At 39.2% G+C, this 19331-nt stretch carries 12 protein-coding genes and 1 pseudogene; 3 read left to right on the top strand and 10 right to left on the bottom strand.

Annotated elements, in window-relative coordinates; all coding sequences use genetic code 11:
- Positions 1–30: 30 nt before the first annotated feature.
- Positions 31–141: pseudogene (locus H4J54_RS19360) on the top strand (patatin-like phospholipase family protein); the annotation flags it as partial.
- Between the two features lie 121 nt (positions 142–262).
- On the opposite strand, the gene H4J54_RS04540 reads toward H4J54_RS19360, so the two are convergent.
- Both H4J54_RS04540 and H4J54_RS04535 read right to left on the bottom strand, forming a co-directional pair.
- A complete protein-coding gene (locus tag H4J54_RS04540; protein ID WP_182189762.1) occupies positions 263–2722 on the bottom strand; it encodes an Ig-like domain-containing protein in 2460 nt (819 codons plus the stop codon).
- Positions 2723–3242: 520 nt separating this feature from the next.
- Entirely contained in the window at positions 3243–3494 is a 252-nt protein-coding gene (locus H4J54_RS04535; protein ID WP_182189761.1) for a hypothetical protein, read from the bottom strand.
- A 139-nt stretch (positions 3495–3633) separates the two neighbouring features.
- On the opposite strand from H4J54_RS04535, the gene H4J54_RS04530 reads away from it, so the two are divergent.
- Positions 3634–4683 (top strand): patatin-like phospholipase family protein, encoded by a 1050-nt coding sequence (locus H4J54_RS04530; protein WP_182189760.1) that lies wholly within the window; start codon positions 3634–3636, stop codon positions 4681–4683.
- Between the two features lie 81 nt (positions 4684–4764).
- Here the strand turns inward: H4J54_RS04530 and H4J54_RS04525 are convergent, their stop codons facing one another.
- The 8 genes from H4J54_RS04525 to H4J54_RS04490 form a co-directional block, all read right to left on the bottom strand.
- A complete protein-coding gene (locus H4J54_RS04525; RefSeq protein WP_182189759.1) occupies positions 4765–6597 on the bottom strand; it encodes a protein kinase domain-containing protein in 1833 nt (610 codons plus the stop codon).
- Positions 6598–6799: 202 nt separating this feature from the next.
- A complete protein-coding gene (locus tag H4J54_RS04520) occupies positions 6800–8389 on the bottom strand; it encodes a dihydrolipoyllysine-residue acetyltransferase (protein ID WP_182189758.1) in 1590 nt (529 codons plus the stop codon).
- Between the two features lie 11 nt (positions 8390–8400).
- Positions 8401–9378, bottom strand: a complete 978-nt coding sequence (locus tag H4J54_RS04515; protein WP_182189757.1) for an alpha-ketoacid dehydrogenase subunit beta — start codon at positions 9376–9378, stop codon at positions 8401–8403.
- Positions 9378–10562, bottom strand: coding sequence for a thiamine pyrophosphate-dependent dehydrogenase E1 component subunit alpha (locus tag H4J54_RS04510; protein ID WP_182189756.1), 1185 nt, complete (start codon positions 10560–10562; stop codon positions 9378–9380). Before H4J54_RS04510 ends, H4J54_RS04515 begins: the two co-directional genes overlap by 1 nt.
- 426 nt (positions 10563–10988) lie before the next feature.
- Positions 10989–12098: a succinylglutamate desuccinylase gene (gene astE, locus H4J54_RS04505; protein ID WP_182189755.1), complete on the bottom strand. Its 1110-nt coding sequence runs from the start codon at positions 12096–12098 to the stop codon at positions 10989–10991.
- A gap of 688 nt (positions 12099–12786) precedes the next feature.
- Positions 12787–14310: an alpha,alpha-trehalase TreF gene (treF, locus tag H4J54_RS04500; RefSeq protein ID WP_182189754.1), complete on the bottom strand. Its 1524-nt coding sequence runs from the start codon at positions 14308–14310 to the stop codon at positions 12787–12789.
- An 8-nt stretch (positions 14311–14318) separates the two neighbouring features.
- Entirely contained in the window at positions 14319–15560 is a 1242-nt protein-coding gene (locus H4J54_RS04495; RefSeq protein ID WP_182189753.1) for a sugar MFS transporter, read from the bottom strand.
- Between the two features lie 104 nt (positions 15561–15664).
- Entirely contained in the window at positions 15665–16687 is a 1023-nt protein-coding gene (locus tag H4J54_RS04490; RefSeq protein WP_182189752.1) for a LacI family DNA-binding transcriptional regulator, read from the bottom strand.
- Positions 16688–16933: 246 nt separating this feature from the next.
- Between H4J54_RS04490 and H4J54_RS04485 the strand changes: the two genes are divergently transcribed.
- Entirely contained in the window at positions 16934–19216 is a 2283-nt protein-coding gene (locus H4J54_RS04485; protein ID WP_182189751.1) for a TonB-dependent receptor, read from the top strand.
- Positions 19217–19331 lie beyond the last annotated feature (115 nt).

The following is a 19331-nucleotide window of genomic DNA, read 5'->3' as shown; positions in this document are numbered from 1 at the left end:
CATGGAGAGGTTTTTCTAACGATGGCTAATATGCTAGATATTTATTGTGGCAGCAACGCCTTAAAAACAATACAAGCACACGGTTTTAAACAAGAACTTTTTACCACTATGCTGGGCGCCAGTGGTGGGCCAAAATGGTTTCTAGTTTGTATGTACTTAAAACAGACAATGTTAAATTTGATATCACAACATTTGTTAAGACGTTAATTCCCAAGAGTGACCTCAGGAATTAACTAGATTTTAAAGTATAAACTTAATGTGACTAACGTGTAGTTATTAGTCGAGAGGATTTCTTTTGACTAGTGACAGGCTGTGCTATTTTATTACTAGAGTCAGAGCCTGATGTTAATGCTAAATTTTGAGTGTTCTCCCATGCTTCAGTCCAACGACTTAAGTCTTCTTTCATCAGGATATTAATACGAGGTTTGATAAACGGGCCAAATTCATCTTCAGAAATTACACCGTCATTATTGTGATCATAACCCATTGTAGAATATTCAAGCACTAGCGCTCTGCCCGTATCATCGACTGAAATGACTTCCCAAGTACGATGGCGTGTCCAATAAGAATTTTCCTGATACAAATTAACTATGTTACTCTCTGTATCCCAAGTCCAATTGTCATCACCCATGTTAAAATAATCCACACCATGTTCATTCCATTCAGCGAGGTCACCTCTGATACCTCGATTGAAAGTACCATCCGCGTTAAATTGATATCCATAAATATTTTCAAGCTTTAATTTATCGCCGTCCCATTGATCAGCGATTGAGCCATTAATAAAAGATGCTTGTATCTCTGGTAGCTCAGTAACAAGATTATCCGTGTATAAAGTAAAACTGTCATCGAATTTAGCTATTTGTGAACTCACGACATCAGTTAATTTACCATCAACCCACTGTTCAATTTTTGCCAGGTAATGTTTACCTGATTGCTTAAAAGGCGTTATTTTATAGCTGATATTTTCTTGCGTCAGAGTTAAAGTTCCGTCATCAAGTGTTGGCGTAAATTGATAAGCCGACTTGTCTGTTGTCGCTGAGGTTTCACTAATGGTAATAGTGTCCCCGAAAAAGCCTTCAACTTGCTCTTGTGAAAGAGTTTCCTTCATTGAATAGTCAAAATGCATTACCCAACGACCAGATATATCATTTAGCACTTTGCCTGCAAATAAACTATTGTCATTGTGAACATAAGTACGAGTTGAGTTGGTCAATTTTGAAGCAGTGGGGGATTCACTCTGCCAATCCATTGCCTCTGGGGGTATCATTTTATAGCCAAATTCGCCTGAAACATTCACTTGGTAAGCTGTATCAGTTTTTGATAATAGGGTGACACTCTCATGTACTACGCCTGAATGAATTTCAATTTGTAAGTTTTGATTGATTACTCCATTATCTGCAGCTTCTTTTAGCTTATCTTGAACTGATTGTTCAAAACCATAACGCGTGGTTACGCTATCAAACGGATAAGAAAAGTAATCTAAGTTTACTTCATTTTTTTTATAGGCTAACACAAGTTTGCCATTGGTGACTGTCCAATCCACTTGTTTGGTATCAGCAGCATAATAGTTGATATAGTTACTTGCTGTTCCGTTACTATTAAAGTGCCAGCCATTTCCCAAATGTTGAAGCCACCCTTGTTTAGCGCCATTGAGACTGAGCATGGTTTTGTCGGTAAACATTTCAGTTGTGAATTGTGCTACCGCGTCTGGGTCCGAAATTGTTGCCGCTATGGCTACGTCTAACGCTTGAGTATAGGCTTCAGTTGCCTCGCCGCTTTCATCAACATAAGCGTTTGCTACTAGGTAGTTATTTATAGCCTCTGTTGTTGAACTAGCTTCGTCAGAGTCCAGTAATGACAAAATAGACTCGCCTTCAGGTATTTGAAAGTCGGGGTTATCTACTAATAATTTAATAAAACCTGCGGTTTCTAGCGTATCTTTTGCCGAAATGTCGCTTTTTAACGCTTCAAGCTGCTCGTTTGAAGCTATGTTTTGGTTTTCATTCCTGTCTTTCGCTAGTAAATACGTTGCCGTAGAAAGGTGAGTCACGTTAGTTCTATTGTTTTCTTGATTTGTTAGTTCTTTGTTAGCATCAACAGAACTAAGCAGATTTTTAACTTCTCCTAGCATAGCAACCAACACAACGCTTGCCTGATTGTTTATCTCACTACCTTGAGCTTTTATGAAAAGCATATTTTGCATGTTATTAATGGTGATGGGTAGCTGATAGTTACCTTTCGAGTCGGCTGTGGCGGTATAAGTTTGACCGTCTAATTCAACTGTAACTAATGCATTTGAGATTGGGCTGTCTGTAACTTTTCCCACTATTGTCATTGTATGATTGATTGTAAGGTTAACTTCAGCTTCTGCGGTTAATGCACCATCAGATATTTGATAGTTTAGGGTGTCAACGCCTGCATAATCTGTTTGTGGAGTGTATAAAAGCGCATTATCAACGATTTCAACCGTGCCAAATTGTGGCTGAACAGTGATGCTGTCTAAGGTTAAAGTATCACCGTTACTGTCGGTGTCATTAGCTAATACATCAAGTGTGCTTGAGTTATTATTTTGTGCAAGGCCCGTATCAGCATTAGCTACAGGTGCTGTGTTACTTGGTGGAGGTGGAGGGGGTGGAGTTATAGTTTTGATTGCTTCATCACTACCGCCACAACCTGTAATAATTGATAACGCTAGCATTGAAAGTAATAACTGTTTTTTCATGGTATGTCCTTATTAATTTTAATTGAGGTATTCATAAATATAAAAATGACTATTGAGCTAATCTCTACAATGAGAAAAAACACAAAGAAATATCCATCAATTTTATTTACTTTTACGCAGACAATGCCTTTAAAAACCGAATTTAAAGGTGTTGATTGCATTAAGAGCTATATCGTTAATTAACTATATGAGTTGCATTGATTTTATAGAAGATACGTTTTTAAAATAATAAAACGTAATTTATTTGAAATGATTTTTTTAGAATAAAGTGCAAAGTTATTAATAACTTTGCACTTTTGATTTATGAGGTAAAACTGTGGTGTTATTTACTCTGCAGCATAAATTTTATTAATAATCGCTTCATCCTTAACGACATCGTCCCATTTTACAGCGTTTGGACATTGATCATATGGTTCAAAGTTTAGCTCTTTTCTAAATCGTCTTAATTCAACTAATGCAGAATAATTGTAGGACCATTGGTCACAAAACCTTGATATGTCATAGGTGAGGGCTTCTTTTGCTAGACCAATTTTATTTTCAGCATTAAGAACATGGGCACAGTAAAACCAAATTGAGGTTGTTTAAAAAAGCCTTTCCCCACAACGTTTAAATTACCATCATTCACCTCAGAACTATTATGTTTTTTGAAATTAATGACAAAATATCCTTCATCTAATGCTTCTATACTTTTCACATCACAGTTGAGCTTTTTTAAAATAGGTTTCATCTGAGGAGCATAGCTTTGATGCATTTCGAACATTTTTTCATTCATTAATACACGCTTGTTGTGGAATTTAAACCGCTTCATCTATAGGCTCAGACAGAGTACTATTGCACTCTACCTGATGACTATAACCCTAATAATTAAGGGTTAATAACCAGACACCCGAAAATTAAATTGAAGAAATAAGATGTTAGATATTTATGCAGGCTCTAATGCCTTAAAAACAATACAAGAACACGGTTTTAAACAAGAACTTTTTACCACTATGCTGGGCGCCAGTGGTGGGCCAAAATGGTTTAGCTTATTTGGCTTAGACAAATACCTTTTTGGTGAATATTTTAAAGATCGTCGCACTGAATTAAATTTAGTCGGTTCGTCAGCAGGGGCATTTCGCTTTGCCGCCCTTAGCCAGCAAGATCCCGTTGCGGCGATTACGCGCTTAGCGACACTCTATTCACAAACCACCTATTCGGAAAAAGCCAAAAATAAAGAAATTACCGCCAAAGCAATCGCCCTACTTGACGAAGTCTTAGGTGCAAACGGCAGTGATGAAATTATTAATAATCCAATTTTCAAAGCACACTTTATTGTCGCAAAATGCCGTGGTTTAACTGCTTTTGAGAAAAAAACACCGTTAATGTTGGGGTTAATATCGAGCATGGTATTTAATCAAGTCAATCGCGGTTTACTGGCCAAACAATATCAACGCTTTGTTTACCATCATCCGACAAGCCAGTTAACGATTAATGACTCTTTTAATTTTAATACCCAATATCAAGCCTTGAGTCACAAAAACTTAACCACTAGCTTGCTTGCCTCTGGCTCTATACCTATTGTTATGGCTGGTGTAAAAAACATTGCCGATTCGCCAAAAGGCATGTATCGCGACGGTGGTATTATTGATTACCACTTTGATCTTGATATCAAACCAGCATCTGGCCTTACCCTGTATCCCCACTTTTCACCAACGCCAAAAGCCGGTTGGTTTGATAAAAATTTAGCCCGTAAGGTCAATACCGAGTATTACAAAAACACTGTAATGTTAGTGCCTTCTGCAGCCTTCATTGCTCAATTACCTTTTGCAAAAATACCTGACCGTAAAGACTTTATTAATCTAGCGCCTGCAACACGGCTAAAATATTGGCAAAGGGTGTTAAAAGCATCTGAATGTTTAGCGGATGAATTTTCAGCATGCGTAGCTAGGCCAACCACTGAACATATTAAACTCATTGAATGAGCTTAATACTAAACGGACTAATTTAGTCCGTTTAGTATTATTTGAATCAAGCCTTTGTGGCTATTATATTGTCAGACTGAGTTAAGCTTGTGGTGTTTGCTTGGGATTTCTCGGATAAAACTTATCCGGTAAGCCATTTATGTGTTCAAAAAATCGTGTGTCTTTGTAAGGCAGCTTCATAAAACCAGAAATACCAATACCGGTAATCGTTGGTAGCAACTGTAATATTTCTGTCAAGCATTGCGTAAATTCTGCTTCTTTATCATGATTTAGCAACATTAAATAACTGTGAATTTTAAGGTGTCGTGGCAAAACTTCAAAAATAATACAACCTGTGTGATGGATCTGATTTAAACGCGCTAGCACCACCATAACTTCGTCGGGTAAATATAAATATTCATCTGGGTCGACACCATCTTCAAAGTAAGAGTGCAGTCGTGTTATATCGTCAATATCGGCAATATCACTGACATCAAAATGGATAACTTGATTGGCTAAGGCTTGAAAGGGTTGCTCTTCATTTTCACGCTCAACATGCAAAGTATTTCTGGCATTGAATAAACAACTTTTAAAAACCCCGATTCTGAATATCCCTTGAGCCAAGCGCACCATATTATTCACCGCACTTTGAAACGATGTTTTCAGTTTAGGGTCAAATAACGATAAATTTGAGTCAATATAGACGCCATTTTTTTCCCAACGCACCGCTAAGCCACCCACGACAGGAAAATTAGCTAGACGGCTAACCGCAGCAACAAAAGCCTTCTCAGTATCGCCCATGCCCATAAGAAAATTCTTAAAGTATTTTTCTAATTGCACGTCGTCTATATCATTTAATTCGTCTACCTCTACAGATTCTCGCAGGAAAGATTTACGCGAACCATAAACCACAGTATCCATATTCTTGTGATAACTTTTACACCAAACTGGCACTAAAGGCTTAATTTCAACCGGCAAAGGCGGATCAGCCATCACGGTATTTTTTAACAGGGCTAGATGTTTAAAAAAATAGTCCCCCGCTTTATTTCGCTCACTTCTGTCTTTACTAAACATACCCGATAATATTTGTGCTAGTAATTTCGGTAAGCCCAAAGATGAAGGCGTGATCACCGCACTACCATAGCGACAAGACTGCCCTGAAGCTATGGCATATAAGGTTGCCGCTAGCCCTTGTTCGTCAAAACGGGGCGACGACATTTCACCGTTAATTTGCTCATCACCAATAAAGTAAACATCTCCTAAGCGGGCATTACTATTTTGTAAATCGCTGCTCATTAAATCCATAACATTATTAACAGTAGATTGGCCATTAACATCAAGTTGGGCGGGTACTGAAGAGCCCCAATCGACTAGGTAGACTTTCTCAGTTTCAGGGTCAAACACCACGTTTGAGGGTTTTATATCACCATGAACATAAGGTCTACCCTTCTCGTGTTGACTAGAATCGCGCAAATAAATAAGAATATCGGCAAGTTGCAAAGCAATTTTAACAACTAACTCACTCGATAAAGGCCCTTTTTGATAGGACAACTTCTCAAGATCTATGCCCGGAGCACGCTGCATATGGACAATTGATTGGCGCTTTATTTTGTAATAACCCATAATTTTAGGAATACGTTCATGAGATAATTCTCGCTGAATATCGGCTTCTTCAGCTAAGCGATCTTGAACATGTTGTGGCAGATTAATACGGGAAAACTTAAAGACTTGTGATTGCCCATGTTCGTCTTCACCGCCAAAGACAAAACCATAAGCACCTTTACCAATGAGGGCGATATTTTGATAACCCAACAAAGTTAACTGCTGCTGACAAAGCTCAACCCATTGCTTTAACTTGGTTGCATCTTCATGATTTAATAAGTAAATCGACTGTTCTTCAGCGATATAAAAATGCTGGAGTTTCTTTTCCGCCACTAGACTTCCTTAACTGTAAACATCTGGATCTAGATAAATTATCATTGAATTTAAGGCTAATTGATATCTTTTAGCTAAGTTCTTGTGACTAAAGTAATTCAAAAAAAATGAGTTATTTAGATTTATTATTTTTGCATCCTAATTGTTAATCAAAAAAACCTGCGTAATGCAGGTTTTTTTAATCAAGATAATTTCACAAGACTTATGACATATGCACTAGCATATTGCTTGGCTCTTCAAGGAATGACTTCCATAAATTACAGAAACGAGCAATGGTGCCACCGTCAATAGTACGATGATCGCCAGACCAACTCACTTGCATAATTGAGCGAGCTTCCACTTCACCTTTGTCATTAAAACGGGGTAATTTTTGTAACTTACCTAACGCAACAATGGCAGATTCAGGCTTATTGATAATAGGCGTTGCCACCGTGCCACCAATAGCGCCAATGTTTGAAATAGTGATCGTGCCACCTTTCAAATCAGCTGCTGGCACTCGACCTGAGCGCGCATCATTGGTTAAACGGGTAATATCCGCAGCTAAGTCTAAAATAGATTTTGTTTGTACTTGTTTAACATTAGGTACTAACAAGCCTACTTTCGAGTCAACGGCCATACCAATATTATGATCGTCAAAATAAGTTAACTCGGTGCAATCTTCATTCACTTGCGTATTCACTAACGGAAATTGTTTCAACGCTAACGACATAGCTTTCATAAAGAATGGCATCATGGTTAATTTGATATCTTGCTTGGCATAAACTTCTTTCAGTTCACCACGCAACTTAATCAAATTGGTCATGTCGATCTCTTCACAGTAAGTAAAGTGAGGAATAGTCGATACTGATCTCACCATGGCTTTTGCCATCACAGCTTTTATACCGCGAATAGGTTCAACGCGTGTGCCACCAACAACACTACTGGTAACATTGCTAACGACAGCAACGCTAGGTTCAGTCGCCACTGCGGGTGCTGGTACTTTGTTAAAAGATAAAACATCTTCTTTATAAACCCGACCTTTTTTACCACTGCCAGGTACTTGATGAATGTTAACATTTAACTCACGCGCAACACGGCGCACGGCAGGACTCGCGACAGCTTTTTCATTCACTACTTTTGCAACAACCGCCTGAGTTTCAACAACCTCAGTCTTAGCAGGTACATTAGTGGCAGCAGCTTTTGGTGCTTCAACTACAGCAGCAGTCGCTGGCCCAGATGCGGCAATTTCAACTGCAAATAAGGGCGCATGAACTTTGGCAATTTCACCTTTGGCATAATAAAGCTTAACCACTTTACCTTTATGCATAGCTGGAATTTGTACCAAGGCTTTATCGGTCATAACGTCAGCTATCGGTTGATCTTCTTCAATCAAATCACCTTCAGCTACTAACCATTCAACCAGTTCACATTCAACAATACCTTCACCAATATCAGGTAAAATAAAGTCTTCTACTTGAGTGCCACTAGCAGCAATAGGCGCTGGAGCTACAGGTGTTTCAGCAATTGTTGTTTCAACTATTGCTGGTGCAACAACGCTTTGCGTTTCAGCGCCACCTTCTGGTGTCATCGAAAATAAGGGTTGATGAACTTTCGCTATCTCACCTTGTGCGTAGTAAAGTTTGTCTACTACGCCAGAATGCATCGCTGGAATTTGAACCAAGGCTTTGTCGGTCATCACATCAGCAACGGGCTGATCTTCTGCAATCACATCGCCTTCAGCTACTAGCCATTCAACCAGTTCACATTCAACGATACCTTCGCCAATATCTGGCAGTATAAAATCAATGCTCATGCTAATAAATCCTAGTAAGTCATAGTGGTTTTAATTGCTTCAAAGATCTTTAAATGATCTGCAGCGTATTCTTTTTCAAGTGCTAATGGATAAGGTGTATCCATGCCACAAACTCGAGCAATTGGCGCTTCTAAGTGCAAGAAACATTCCTGTTGAATCGTCGCGGCAATTTCACTCGCAAAACCAGCCGTTAAAGGTGCTTCCTGACTGACAACAAAACGGCCTGTTTTAGTCACTGAGTTTGCTACTGTTTCAATATCCCAAGGCAAAATGGTACGTAAATCAATAACTTCACATGAAATACCGTCGCTTGCTGCCAATGCGGCTGCTTTCTCAACGATCTCAACTTGAGCGCCCCAAGCCAGTAAGGTGATATCACTGCCTTTTTGCACAACGTCAGCTTTACCTAAGGGTAGTTCGTAGTCTTCTTCTGGCACTTCACCAACTGATGCACGATACAAACGTTTAGGTTCAAAGAATATTACCGGGTTATCGTCACGAATTGACGCCAGTAACAAACCTTTTGCTTGATAAGGGTTACGAGGCACAACAACTTTTAAACCAGGTGTATGAGCAAAATAAGCTTCAGGTGATTGGCTATGATATAAACCACCGGCAATACCGCCGCCGTATGGCGTACGAATAGTCAATTTACCCACATCAAATTCATTACCACTACGGTAACGAAATTTAGCTGATTCATTAACAATTTGGTCAAAGGCTGGAAAAATATAGTCAGCAAACTGAATTTCAGCAATAGCGGTACTACCTTGCGCGGCTAGGCCATTAGCAAAACCAATAACACCTTGCTCAACCAAGGGGGTATTAAAGCAACGGCTTTTACCGTATTTTTCTTGTAAACCACTGGTGGCACGGAATACGCCACCAAAGTGACCCACATCTTCACCAAAACAAACCGCACGATCGTTTTCTGCCATCACGATATTAAGCGCGTCATTAATCGCTTGTAATAAATTGATTTGCGCCATTACTTAATTCTCCCTGACGTAAACGGGTAAGCTTTAGGGTGTTTTTTGATATGTTCTTTAAGATCATCAAATTGACTTTGTAACAAAGGTGGTACTTGGTCATAAACATCAGTAATGAGATCTTCTACTGGCGGCTTGTCAATTTTTTCAGCCACTTTAACGGCGGCTAAAACTTCATCTCTTAGCTTTTCAAACAAGGCAGTTTCTTGTGCTTCGTCCCACCAACCTTGGGCAAGCATCCAGTTCTTCATCCGAAGAATAGGATCATGTGCTTGCCATTTGGCTTCTTCTTCACGTGTTCTATAACCTGAAGGATCATCAGACGTTGAATGCGCACCTAAACGGTAAGACATAGCTTCAATTAATACCGGCTTGCCTTCTTTTATACCATATTCACGCGCCAATTGTACGGCAGCAATCACAGCTAAAATATCATTGCCGTCAATACGTATGGTTTTCATACCGTAACCCACACCACGTGAAGCAATACCATTACCGACATATTGTTCTTCTGATGGCGTTGAAATAGCGTAGCCATTATTACGACAGAAGAAAATAACCGGTGCTTGATGTACAGCAGCCATGTTTAACCCGGCATGAAAGTCACCTTCAGACGCTGCGCCTTCACCGAAATAACAAATGGTCACCGCATCTAAACCTTGCAGTTTTTGACCATAGGCATAACCGGCAGCTTGTGGAATTTGTGTACCAAGCGGTGATGAAATCGTCATATAGTTCAATTCACGACTACCGTAATGAATTGGCATTTGACGACCTTTACCTAAATCTTTTTCATTGCTGAACATTTGGTTCATAAAGTTTTCAAGGCTAAAACCTCGAAACATTAATGCTCCCTGCTCACGATACTGCGCCATGATCATATCTTGATCTTTCAGGCCAGCAGCACCACCAACACTAGCAGCTTCTTCACCGAGTGCCGTCATATAAAAACTGATGCGACCTTGGCGCTGTGCTGCCACCATACGTTCATCTAATACACGATGAAAAGCGAGCGTTTTATAGGTTTTAGTCGCCAATGCTTGATCTATGTTTGGCATGGCAGCATCTTGATAAATGCTACCATCTTGTTTCAATATTTTAAGGATTGGAATTTCAACTGAATGACCATCAATAAAAGCGGGTTGATGTACAACCGGGCTTTCGCTATATACGTCAGTGTTCATAGCCTTCTCTTTTTTTATTAATCTTGGATATAAGGTGACATTGCCTATTCCACCCTTGCTTTAATCAATGAAAGTATAGAAGCTTTCAACGCAAGGTGAAGATTGATGTCGTTATAATGAATTTTTGGTTGTAGTAATCTCGATCACTTTACCTTTACGTAAACTGAAACACAAGTCTAGTGATCAAAGTTAGCTGTTCTATTCCCCTTACAGCGAGCATAATTCTTTACAGTTAAACTCGCTACAATCCAGCCACATCACTCTAACCCATTGATAAGAAATACTTTGGAGTAAAAATAAATATCAGTACCTAAATACCTAAGTCCATATAGGTGCAGACTTTTAGTTTCAGATCTAATCTAAGTACCTAAATCCATTTAGGCACAGGTTATTTGTTCCAGACATAACCTAAGTACCTAAATCCATTTAGGCAAGTGTTGTTGGGGTAACGGTTAGCATGGCACGTTGACCAATAGCGACATTAGCATTAGGGAAAATAATTGCTTCGCCGTCTTGCTGAGTTTTAACTTCATTTTCACCATCAATCGCTAATACATGACCTTTAGGAAAATCAGTAAAGTTTTCAACATCATCAGCAAAAGTTAACGAAAAATTTTCATGCTGGCGATCAATGACTTGTGAGATTTCATAAAGGTTAAAGTCGCTGGCCTTATATGGCACTAAATCAAGCTGCTGACCTGAGACTAGCTTGGTCAAAGTGTCGCTAACTTGAACAAACTGGCTCATATCATTTTCACCAAATGGACGCACTTTACCTAGCTCAACCGTAAAAGCATCGGCGCCAAATTCATGTGACGAAAAATAGCTAAAGGTTGTGGTTGGAGAATGCGACAACAAAATAGTACTAACACCGCAGGCATGAAGAAACTGTAGCTGACTTTTTTTACGCGGTGCGCCATGCAAAAAAGGGTAAACCGCAAATTTATCACACTTTGAGCCACGAATAGCGGTATGTAAATCGTAATGACAACGACTACGTTCTACGCCATCTGCTGAGTCTAATTTACTGCCTGCAGCAAAGAAGTCTCTCACTGTATTTTCTAATAACAAAGCGCGATGACGCTCTTTGTTAATTAAACCCGCACCTTGGCCTTGGTCTTGTGAATGGCCGCCAGAAAATAAACGATTCAGGTTTTCTTCAATAAAGCGTTCAGCAATATTCATTGAGGCCGGATTACCAAAAATAAATAATACCCGCTCTGCTAACTTCAATTCACCTCGGATCAATTGGCCAATAATATCGCTGCAAATTTCAATAGGCGCGGTTTCATTACCATGGACAGCACTCGATAAAACAATATCTTGGCTGCTAGCACGATCAATCGGTTCGAAGGTAATTAAGCCGGTATCTAATACCGTGACTTTACTTGAGGTTTGAGAAGCTTGATGGGTAACATCAAAACTAAAAATACCACCAGGTAATGACCATTCATTAGCGCGAGTTATTGAGAGAAAATCACCACTTTGTTGTAAAGTTGATGCGAAGGCATTGGTTGAACTTGAAAAATCACTCACGTGTTTTCACCTGTTGTCATAAAAGAGTTTAATTGAGTAGCCTAGATTGGATACGGCAACGCTTATGGATTGCTGATTGCTAATTACTGATTACGCGCTATTGTACTTGATTTGAAACTAAAGGTCTTTGCGCTGCAAATTTAATCTCTTTTGTGCATGATTACTCAGTCTGAGCGTTAACAGTAGATATTTTTTGTCGCCATTGGTTGCTTAATAGGTTAATTGCTGGGTAGGTTGATTGCTAGGTAGGTATTGGTGAGTAGTAAAATATTCGTCTTGAACTGTCTCGGCTATCTTATTAACCACTTCAAGCAGGCGGTGTAAGATAGTTAATATTACAATTTTCAGAGTTCAGAGTTCAGAGTTAAAAGTTTGACCAGGTCACTAACTCGCTCTAGGGTATAAAGCGAGTTAAAAGTTTAAGCTGAACGTAAACATTTACAAGCGTATTATTAACCTTTGACTTGGGTTATTAACAGCAACTTTTGTCGCTAATAATTTAAATTAGGACTTTAATGTTAATAGCTACTTTTGTTGCAATAGCGTTTGAACTCTCCTGAGGTCATGGCGACTATCTTCGAAGGTAGCTAGATTAGACAAATATTATTTTTAACGCGTAATATCCCCTAAAAAATCTTAGATGTTTACATTGGAACTTGATGAAATTTATTAACCTTGCTGCGGATAACTATTTTTGCACAAAGGCTTTATAAACTCCGTTTGTCCAACCAAAGCCTTCTTGCACATCGTACTCGCCTCCTTCAGCTTTATCACTTTGCTGGCAGACATTGTATTTTTCCATCAGCTTGCCCGTTTTGTTAAAATAAACCTCAACAGTATTAAGCCAACGACTTTTAATTGTTTGCGCTAAAGACGCTTGCTGATAGTTAAGTAAACCTTGCACCACAAACCAGTGTAAAGGTGCCCAACCGTTAGGGGCGTCCCATTGTTGGCCGCTGTTAATAGCTGTAGTCGTTAAGCCTCCTTTTTGCAAAAACTTATCTTCAATAACATCAGCTATCTGCTCTGCTTGGCTTGAACTGGCTAATTGTACAAATAAAGGTAACACGCCAGCTAAGGAATACACCGCACTCTGGTTTTGCTGACCGATATCGTAATCCATAAAATAACCCTGCTTCGTTGACCACATATAACGATTAATAGCATTTTTTCTGCTTAGGGCATAATTCTGGTAACTTGCACTCGCCGCTTTATCGCCAGTCGCTAAATAATAATCAGCCAGTAGGCTTTCTTGTTTATACAACAAGCAATTTAAGTCTACTGGAATAATTTTGGTGGTACGAATAGAAGCCAATGACTGCGCATCAGCTAACCAACGAGAGCTAAAATCCCAACCCGACTCACAAGCCGCACGAATATTACGATAAAACTCACCAGGGTTGTCGGGCCTTGACTGATGTAGCAATTCTATATCTTCTTTATATGACTCTGACCGTGGTGTTTCGTTGTCGTCCCAATAACGATTTAAAAAGCTACCATCAGGCATTTTTACAACACGCCTATGCTCATATTGCCCCTGAGATAAACTGGCACTTCCCTGCATCCAAAATTGGTATTCCACTTCAATAGGCGTAATATATTTTTTTAAAAATGCGCCTTTATCGTCTTGATAAGGTAAAAGCAATTCAACTAATAAGCCTAGAATAGGTGGTTGAGAACGCGAGATATAATAGCTTCTATTGCCATTAGGAATTAAGCCGTAACGTGATTGTAAGTCGACAAAATTTTCTAACATAGATTCAACTAGCGCAACTTGATTCGACTCAACCAAGCCCAAAGCAGTAAAATAACTGTCCCAGTAGTATATTTCTCTAAAACGCCCTCCTGGCACTATATAAGGTTTATTAAGGGCTAATAAAGAGCTATTGAGTTGCTGATCTGCTGGCATGCGTAAAGCTTGCCATAAAGCGTCAATTTGCTTATTAATATCAAGACTTGGTGTTTCAATAAGTATTTCATTTAGCTTAGGAATAATAAAATTTTCTGCAATAAATTCAATGATTTTTTCGTTATTAATTGGCGCTGAATTATATTTTTTCAATATATCTTCAATCGGAAATCTGGCTATGGCGTCAGCAAAGGTTTTACTATCAGGAAAAATGCCACTCATTTGTACTTGATTAAATAGCTCACTTTCAAAGAATGCTAAGCTTGTTTGAACTTTTGACGTTATATTATTGGTGTGTTTCATTCGAGTCTCTATACCGGCTTTAAATCGAGCGTTTTCTGCGTTGCCGTTTTGAAAAAATACAGACTAATAAAAATTAGTCCCATAGGAATAAGTGACAGATAAAAAGCGGTTTGACCGCCAAAAGCTTGAAAAGAAAAGCCGGTAATAATTGAACCTGTTGTTCCCCCAAGAGCAGAAAAAATAACAATTAACCCTGTCATAGCCGCATGTTGCGAACGCTCTATACTGCTTAACATCACTGAATTAAGTACTGGATAAATAGGGGCCATCATCAAACCAATCAGGGGTAAAAGATAAGCAACTAAAGGCGCATCAAAAATGCTAGTCACATTTTGTGTTGAAGAAAGTTCGGTTAATGGTAATAGCACGATAATGGTTAGTCCCATCACTACTAAGCAGATGTTGAGTAATACATACCAATGAATTACTCGTAATACTTGTCCGGCCAATAATCGACCAATGGCAAGCGCAGCCGCAAAAATACTGGTCATTTGTACGCTAACATTACTGGGCAACCCTAGGACCTCACTGTTAAAGGTGGGTAACCAAGTGCCAATACCCTGCTCAATTAATACGTAAAGGAAGATAGACAGAACAAACACCAAGACTAAGGGCTGAAAGCTCATTTTAATCATGTGCATAAAACCACTGATCATGTTTTTATTTTCACTGCTTATTTCAGCTTTCTCAATGGAAGAAAAAGCGACTAAGACTAAGGTTAACGCGATCATTGCCGCCAGAGGGTAATACACGTCTAACCAATCAGTAGAGGTTTTGATATTAGGGTCGACATAAAAGCTAAATAACCAATAGCCCGACAAACTACCCAACATAAAAATACCTTCAATGGTATTAAGTAGTGACGAGTGGGCTTTTACCGATGATGATAGTTGACCAATAATCGAGTAAACCGATACTTTGACTAACGCAAATGAAACACCAATGCAGGCAAACAGTAACTTAATCACCCAAAAACTGCCCAGTATCGGAGTAATCAAACACGCCAGTGTCACTAATGACAAACCCATCATCAAGGTGACTTTATAGCCAATTCTTGGAATGAGAGAGGCAATAAAAAAAGAAACAAAAGCAATAGATAAGTCTTTGAAGCCCTCTAAAGTACTAGCTTGCGGCATACTAACACCAAAACTATTAATGGATTGAAGGATCACTGTACCAACGCTATTTAGCAGAATGGCAAAAACAAAATAGGCGGCTGCAATAGCACTTATGGTGACTAGTCGGGACATACTTTAACTTATCCTTTAAGGTAATTTTACTTAGTGTATAACAAAAAAACCACAATGCAAACGTTTGCATTGTGGTTTTTTTATAATCTATATCCACTAGTAGCTTAACTATCGCGGGTAGATTTTCGCTTAATAAGCTCAATGTCGATGACAACAGACTCGGCTGCTTGGCGATTAAATTGCCTTAATAGCTGCTCAACCATTATTTTAGCCGCTAATTTAGTGTCCTGTTTAATGGTAGTTAAGGCAGGATGAAAAAGTTCGGCCATCGCAATATCATCAAAACCAATAATACTGACATCATTAGGAATGTTAATGTATCTTTCTTTCAAAGCCTTTAAAGCACCTAGAGCCACCATATCACTCGTGGCAACTATGCCATCAAAAAATAACCCTTTAGCTAAAATTATCTCGCCAATTTTTTCATAGGCAACTTTACTGGTAATGTCACAAGATAAAGTTAACTCGGTTGACGAGTCTATATCAGCTTCTATTAAGGCTCTTTTATAGCCTTGATAACGTTCACTCATTTCAGCATGTTCAGGATCGCCGAGAAAAAGAATACGTTTACAGCCCCCGTCAATCAAATGCTGTGTCGCAAGGTAGCCGCCCAAGTCATTATTACTGCCAACAATAACGTAACTGGATTGTGCCGTTGGAGCGCCCCAAACCACAAGCGGAGCACCTGACTTAGCCACTTGTTCCACTTGTGTTGTGCTTTTACCCTGACCAATAACTATAATGCCATCGGCTCTACTACTGCTAATAAAATAGTTAGCCCAATCATCATTAGCCATGTGCGAATTTGACAATAATAATTCATAGCCATGTTGATTAAGCTCTTGGTTCAAATCGCCAACAACTTTAAGTAAAAAAGGGTCGCTGATACTTTGGTCTGTATCATCAGTTAAATTTAAAATAACGGCTACAACATTAGTCTTTTGGGTACGTAAACGACTTGCCGCTCGGTTTAAACTGAAATTGTGCTCTTTAGCTAAAGCTTGTAGGCTTTCTCGCGTTGCTTTTTTTATCAATGGGTTATCTTTCAAAGCCCTTGATACTGTTGACGTCGAAACACCGGCTAGCTTTGCCAACCCTGCTAAGGTTAATTTGTTGTCATTAGCCAATTGTCTTTACTTCCTAAGTTGATACAATTTTCAATTTTACAGCTTAATTTTTTCTGCTTAATAATGCTCAGGAATTATTGCACAATTAGCCAGTAATGCAATTGAAAACACAGAAAAATGCAAACGTTTGCAAAAATCAACTTGCAAACGTTTGCATTCACACTTATATTGCTTGTGGGGAAAAAAATATTCAACAAAACTATTAACTGATAAAGCGAATGCTCTTATCAGATCAGGGGAAAAAACATGACTAAGAATTTCAAACTATCTGCTATCACCATTGCAATAACCTTACTTTGCCAAGCAAATAATGTTTTAGCTGCAGAAGAATCAAGCCGTAAAGTAGCCAATGAGAAAATTGAAAAAATTATCGTTACTGGTACTTTTAGTGGTAAAGCGGTTGCTAAGGAAGAAGCCAGCTTTGCTATTAGCTCGTTTTCTGAAGAAGATATTAAAAGATTAGCTCCAAAAAGCACTGCCGATTTATTTAAAGCCATTCCTGGTGTTTGGTCTGAAAGCTCAAGTGGCGTTGCTGGTGCCAATGTTTTCGTGCGTGGTTTCCCTAGTGGTGGAGATGCGCCTTTCTTAACGGTTCAACTGCAAGGTGCGCCGATATTTCCGCCACCAACGCTTTCTTTCCTAGAAAATTCAACCCTATTTCGCTTAGATGAAACAGTAGAGTTTATGGAAGCACTACGTGGTGGTACCAACCCAGTGATCAGTAATGGCCAACCCGGTCTTACCACTAACTTTCTATTAAAAGAAGGCTCAGAATATACCGAAGGCTTAGTAAAATACTCTACTTCTGACTACGGTTTACAGCGTGTAGACGCAGTGGTAAGTGGCAGTCTTGCTGATGACTTGTTCTTCATGGTAGGTGGTTATATTAAAAGCTCACCCGGTGTTCGCGATGCGGGTTTTAATGCTGAAGAAGGCAATCAATTTACGCTTAACTTAACCAAAGTTTTAGATAACGGTAAAATCAACTTCTACACTCGTCAAACTGATGACCATGGTGTTTGGTATTTACCAACACCTTTAAATGTTGAAGGGGTCGACAATGAGTTTACTCAAATAGGCTCATTAAATCGTCAAGCAAGTATTCAATATGGTCCTGAAGGTAATAAAACTACTGAAACGGTTGATTTTGGCCAAGGGCGTGGTTGGAATGGCTCAGTGTCTGGCGGTAGTATTGACCTAACTTTAGATAATGGCTGGGGAATAGTTGATCGTTTTATTTACACTAGTGGCGATGCTGATACCTATGGTTTAGTACCAAACGGCTCGCCTGTTAAATTATCAACAGTGGCGGATAATGGCAGTACTGCATTTGGTAGTGCTTCAGGTACTGAATATTCAGGTGATACTGATGTTCAACAAATTGGTCGTTGGGTAGTTAAAAAACAAATTGAAGCATTTACCAATGATTTTGCCTTAACCAAAACCTTTGACATGGGCAGCGTAACCGCCGGTTTGTATAACTCTACTTTTTCTGCCAAAGATTGGTGGGCATTAGGTAATCATTCCTATCATGTCATAGCACCCGGCGGTGAAAACCTTACAGGTATCGATTGTAATGACAATGTGGATAGCTGTGGCTGGAATTACGATATTAATAGTGTTGGCGAGGGCCGTACAACAGCGGTTTACCTTGCTGCTTCTTATGAAGTATCAGATGCAATAACGATTGATGGTGGGCTGCGTCGTGAAAACCATCAAATTGAGTACACGGTTGACGAAGGCCTAGACGGTGTAATTACCAAAGCAGTTTCATACGATGAAACAAGCACGGCATGGACAGTAGGTACGAACTGGATGTTTGCTGAAAAACAAGGCATTTTTGTCCGCGCTAGTGAAGGCAGTAAAATGCCTTTCTTTGATGATTTTAGAGATAACTTTGGTGCCTACCAAACCGGTGAAGATCTGATCAAAGATGTTAGTCAATTTGAATTAGGTTATAAGCTTTCTACCAATAGCTATGAGCTTTATGCTACAGGTTTTTTCAACGAGGTAAAAGGTGACACTTTCGTGGCAACGCCAGGTGATCCTGCAGAAGTTTTTACCAATGAAGCTTATGGCGTAGAACTCGATTTTAATTACTACAGTAACAGTGGTTTTTCAATAAACCTAAATGCCACTTTGCAAAAAACAGAAGTCACTGAGCATAGCGATCCACTGGTTATTGGCAATGAATCGCCAAGATTACCAAGCTATCAAGTGCGGGTAACACCTAGTTATAATATCGACTTTAGTAATGGCATGTATGCCACCTTATACGGCACACTTAGCGTGGTAGATGATCGTTTTAGCGATGCATTAAATACCCCAGCAGCAGTATTAGAGGGCTACGAGAAAATTGACCTTGGTATGATTCTAAATCTTTCTGATGCAGTACAAATGCAATTATCGGTAAGTAACCTAACTGATGAAGAAGGTTTAACCGAAGGAGATCCACGTGACACCTTATCTTCAAATGGTCGTTACATCTTAGCGCGCACTATTGACTTTAATGTCAGTTATCAGTTCTAGTTTGCACTAGTGTCAGTTAACAACAAAGCGAAACAACTTGATTCGCTTTGTTGTATTGACTCACTATTAACTAAGCCAGTAACTAAACCAGTAACTAAACCAGTAACTAAACCAG

The organism is Colwellia sp. MB3u-8 (assembly GCF_014076985.1).
Lineage (GTDB): Bacteria > Pseudomonadota > Gammaproteobacteria > Enterobacterales > Alteromonadaceae > Cognaticolwellia.
The sequence above is the reverse complement of the archived record's forward strand: the minus strand, read 5'-3'. Positions and strand labels throughout refer to the sequence as shown.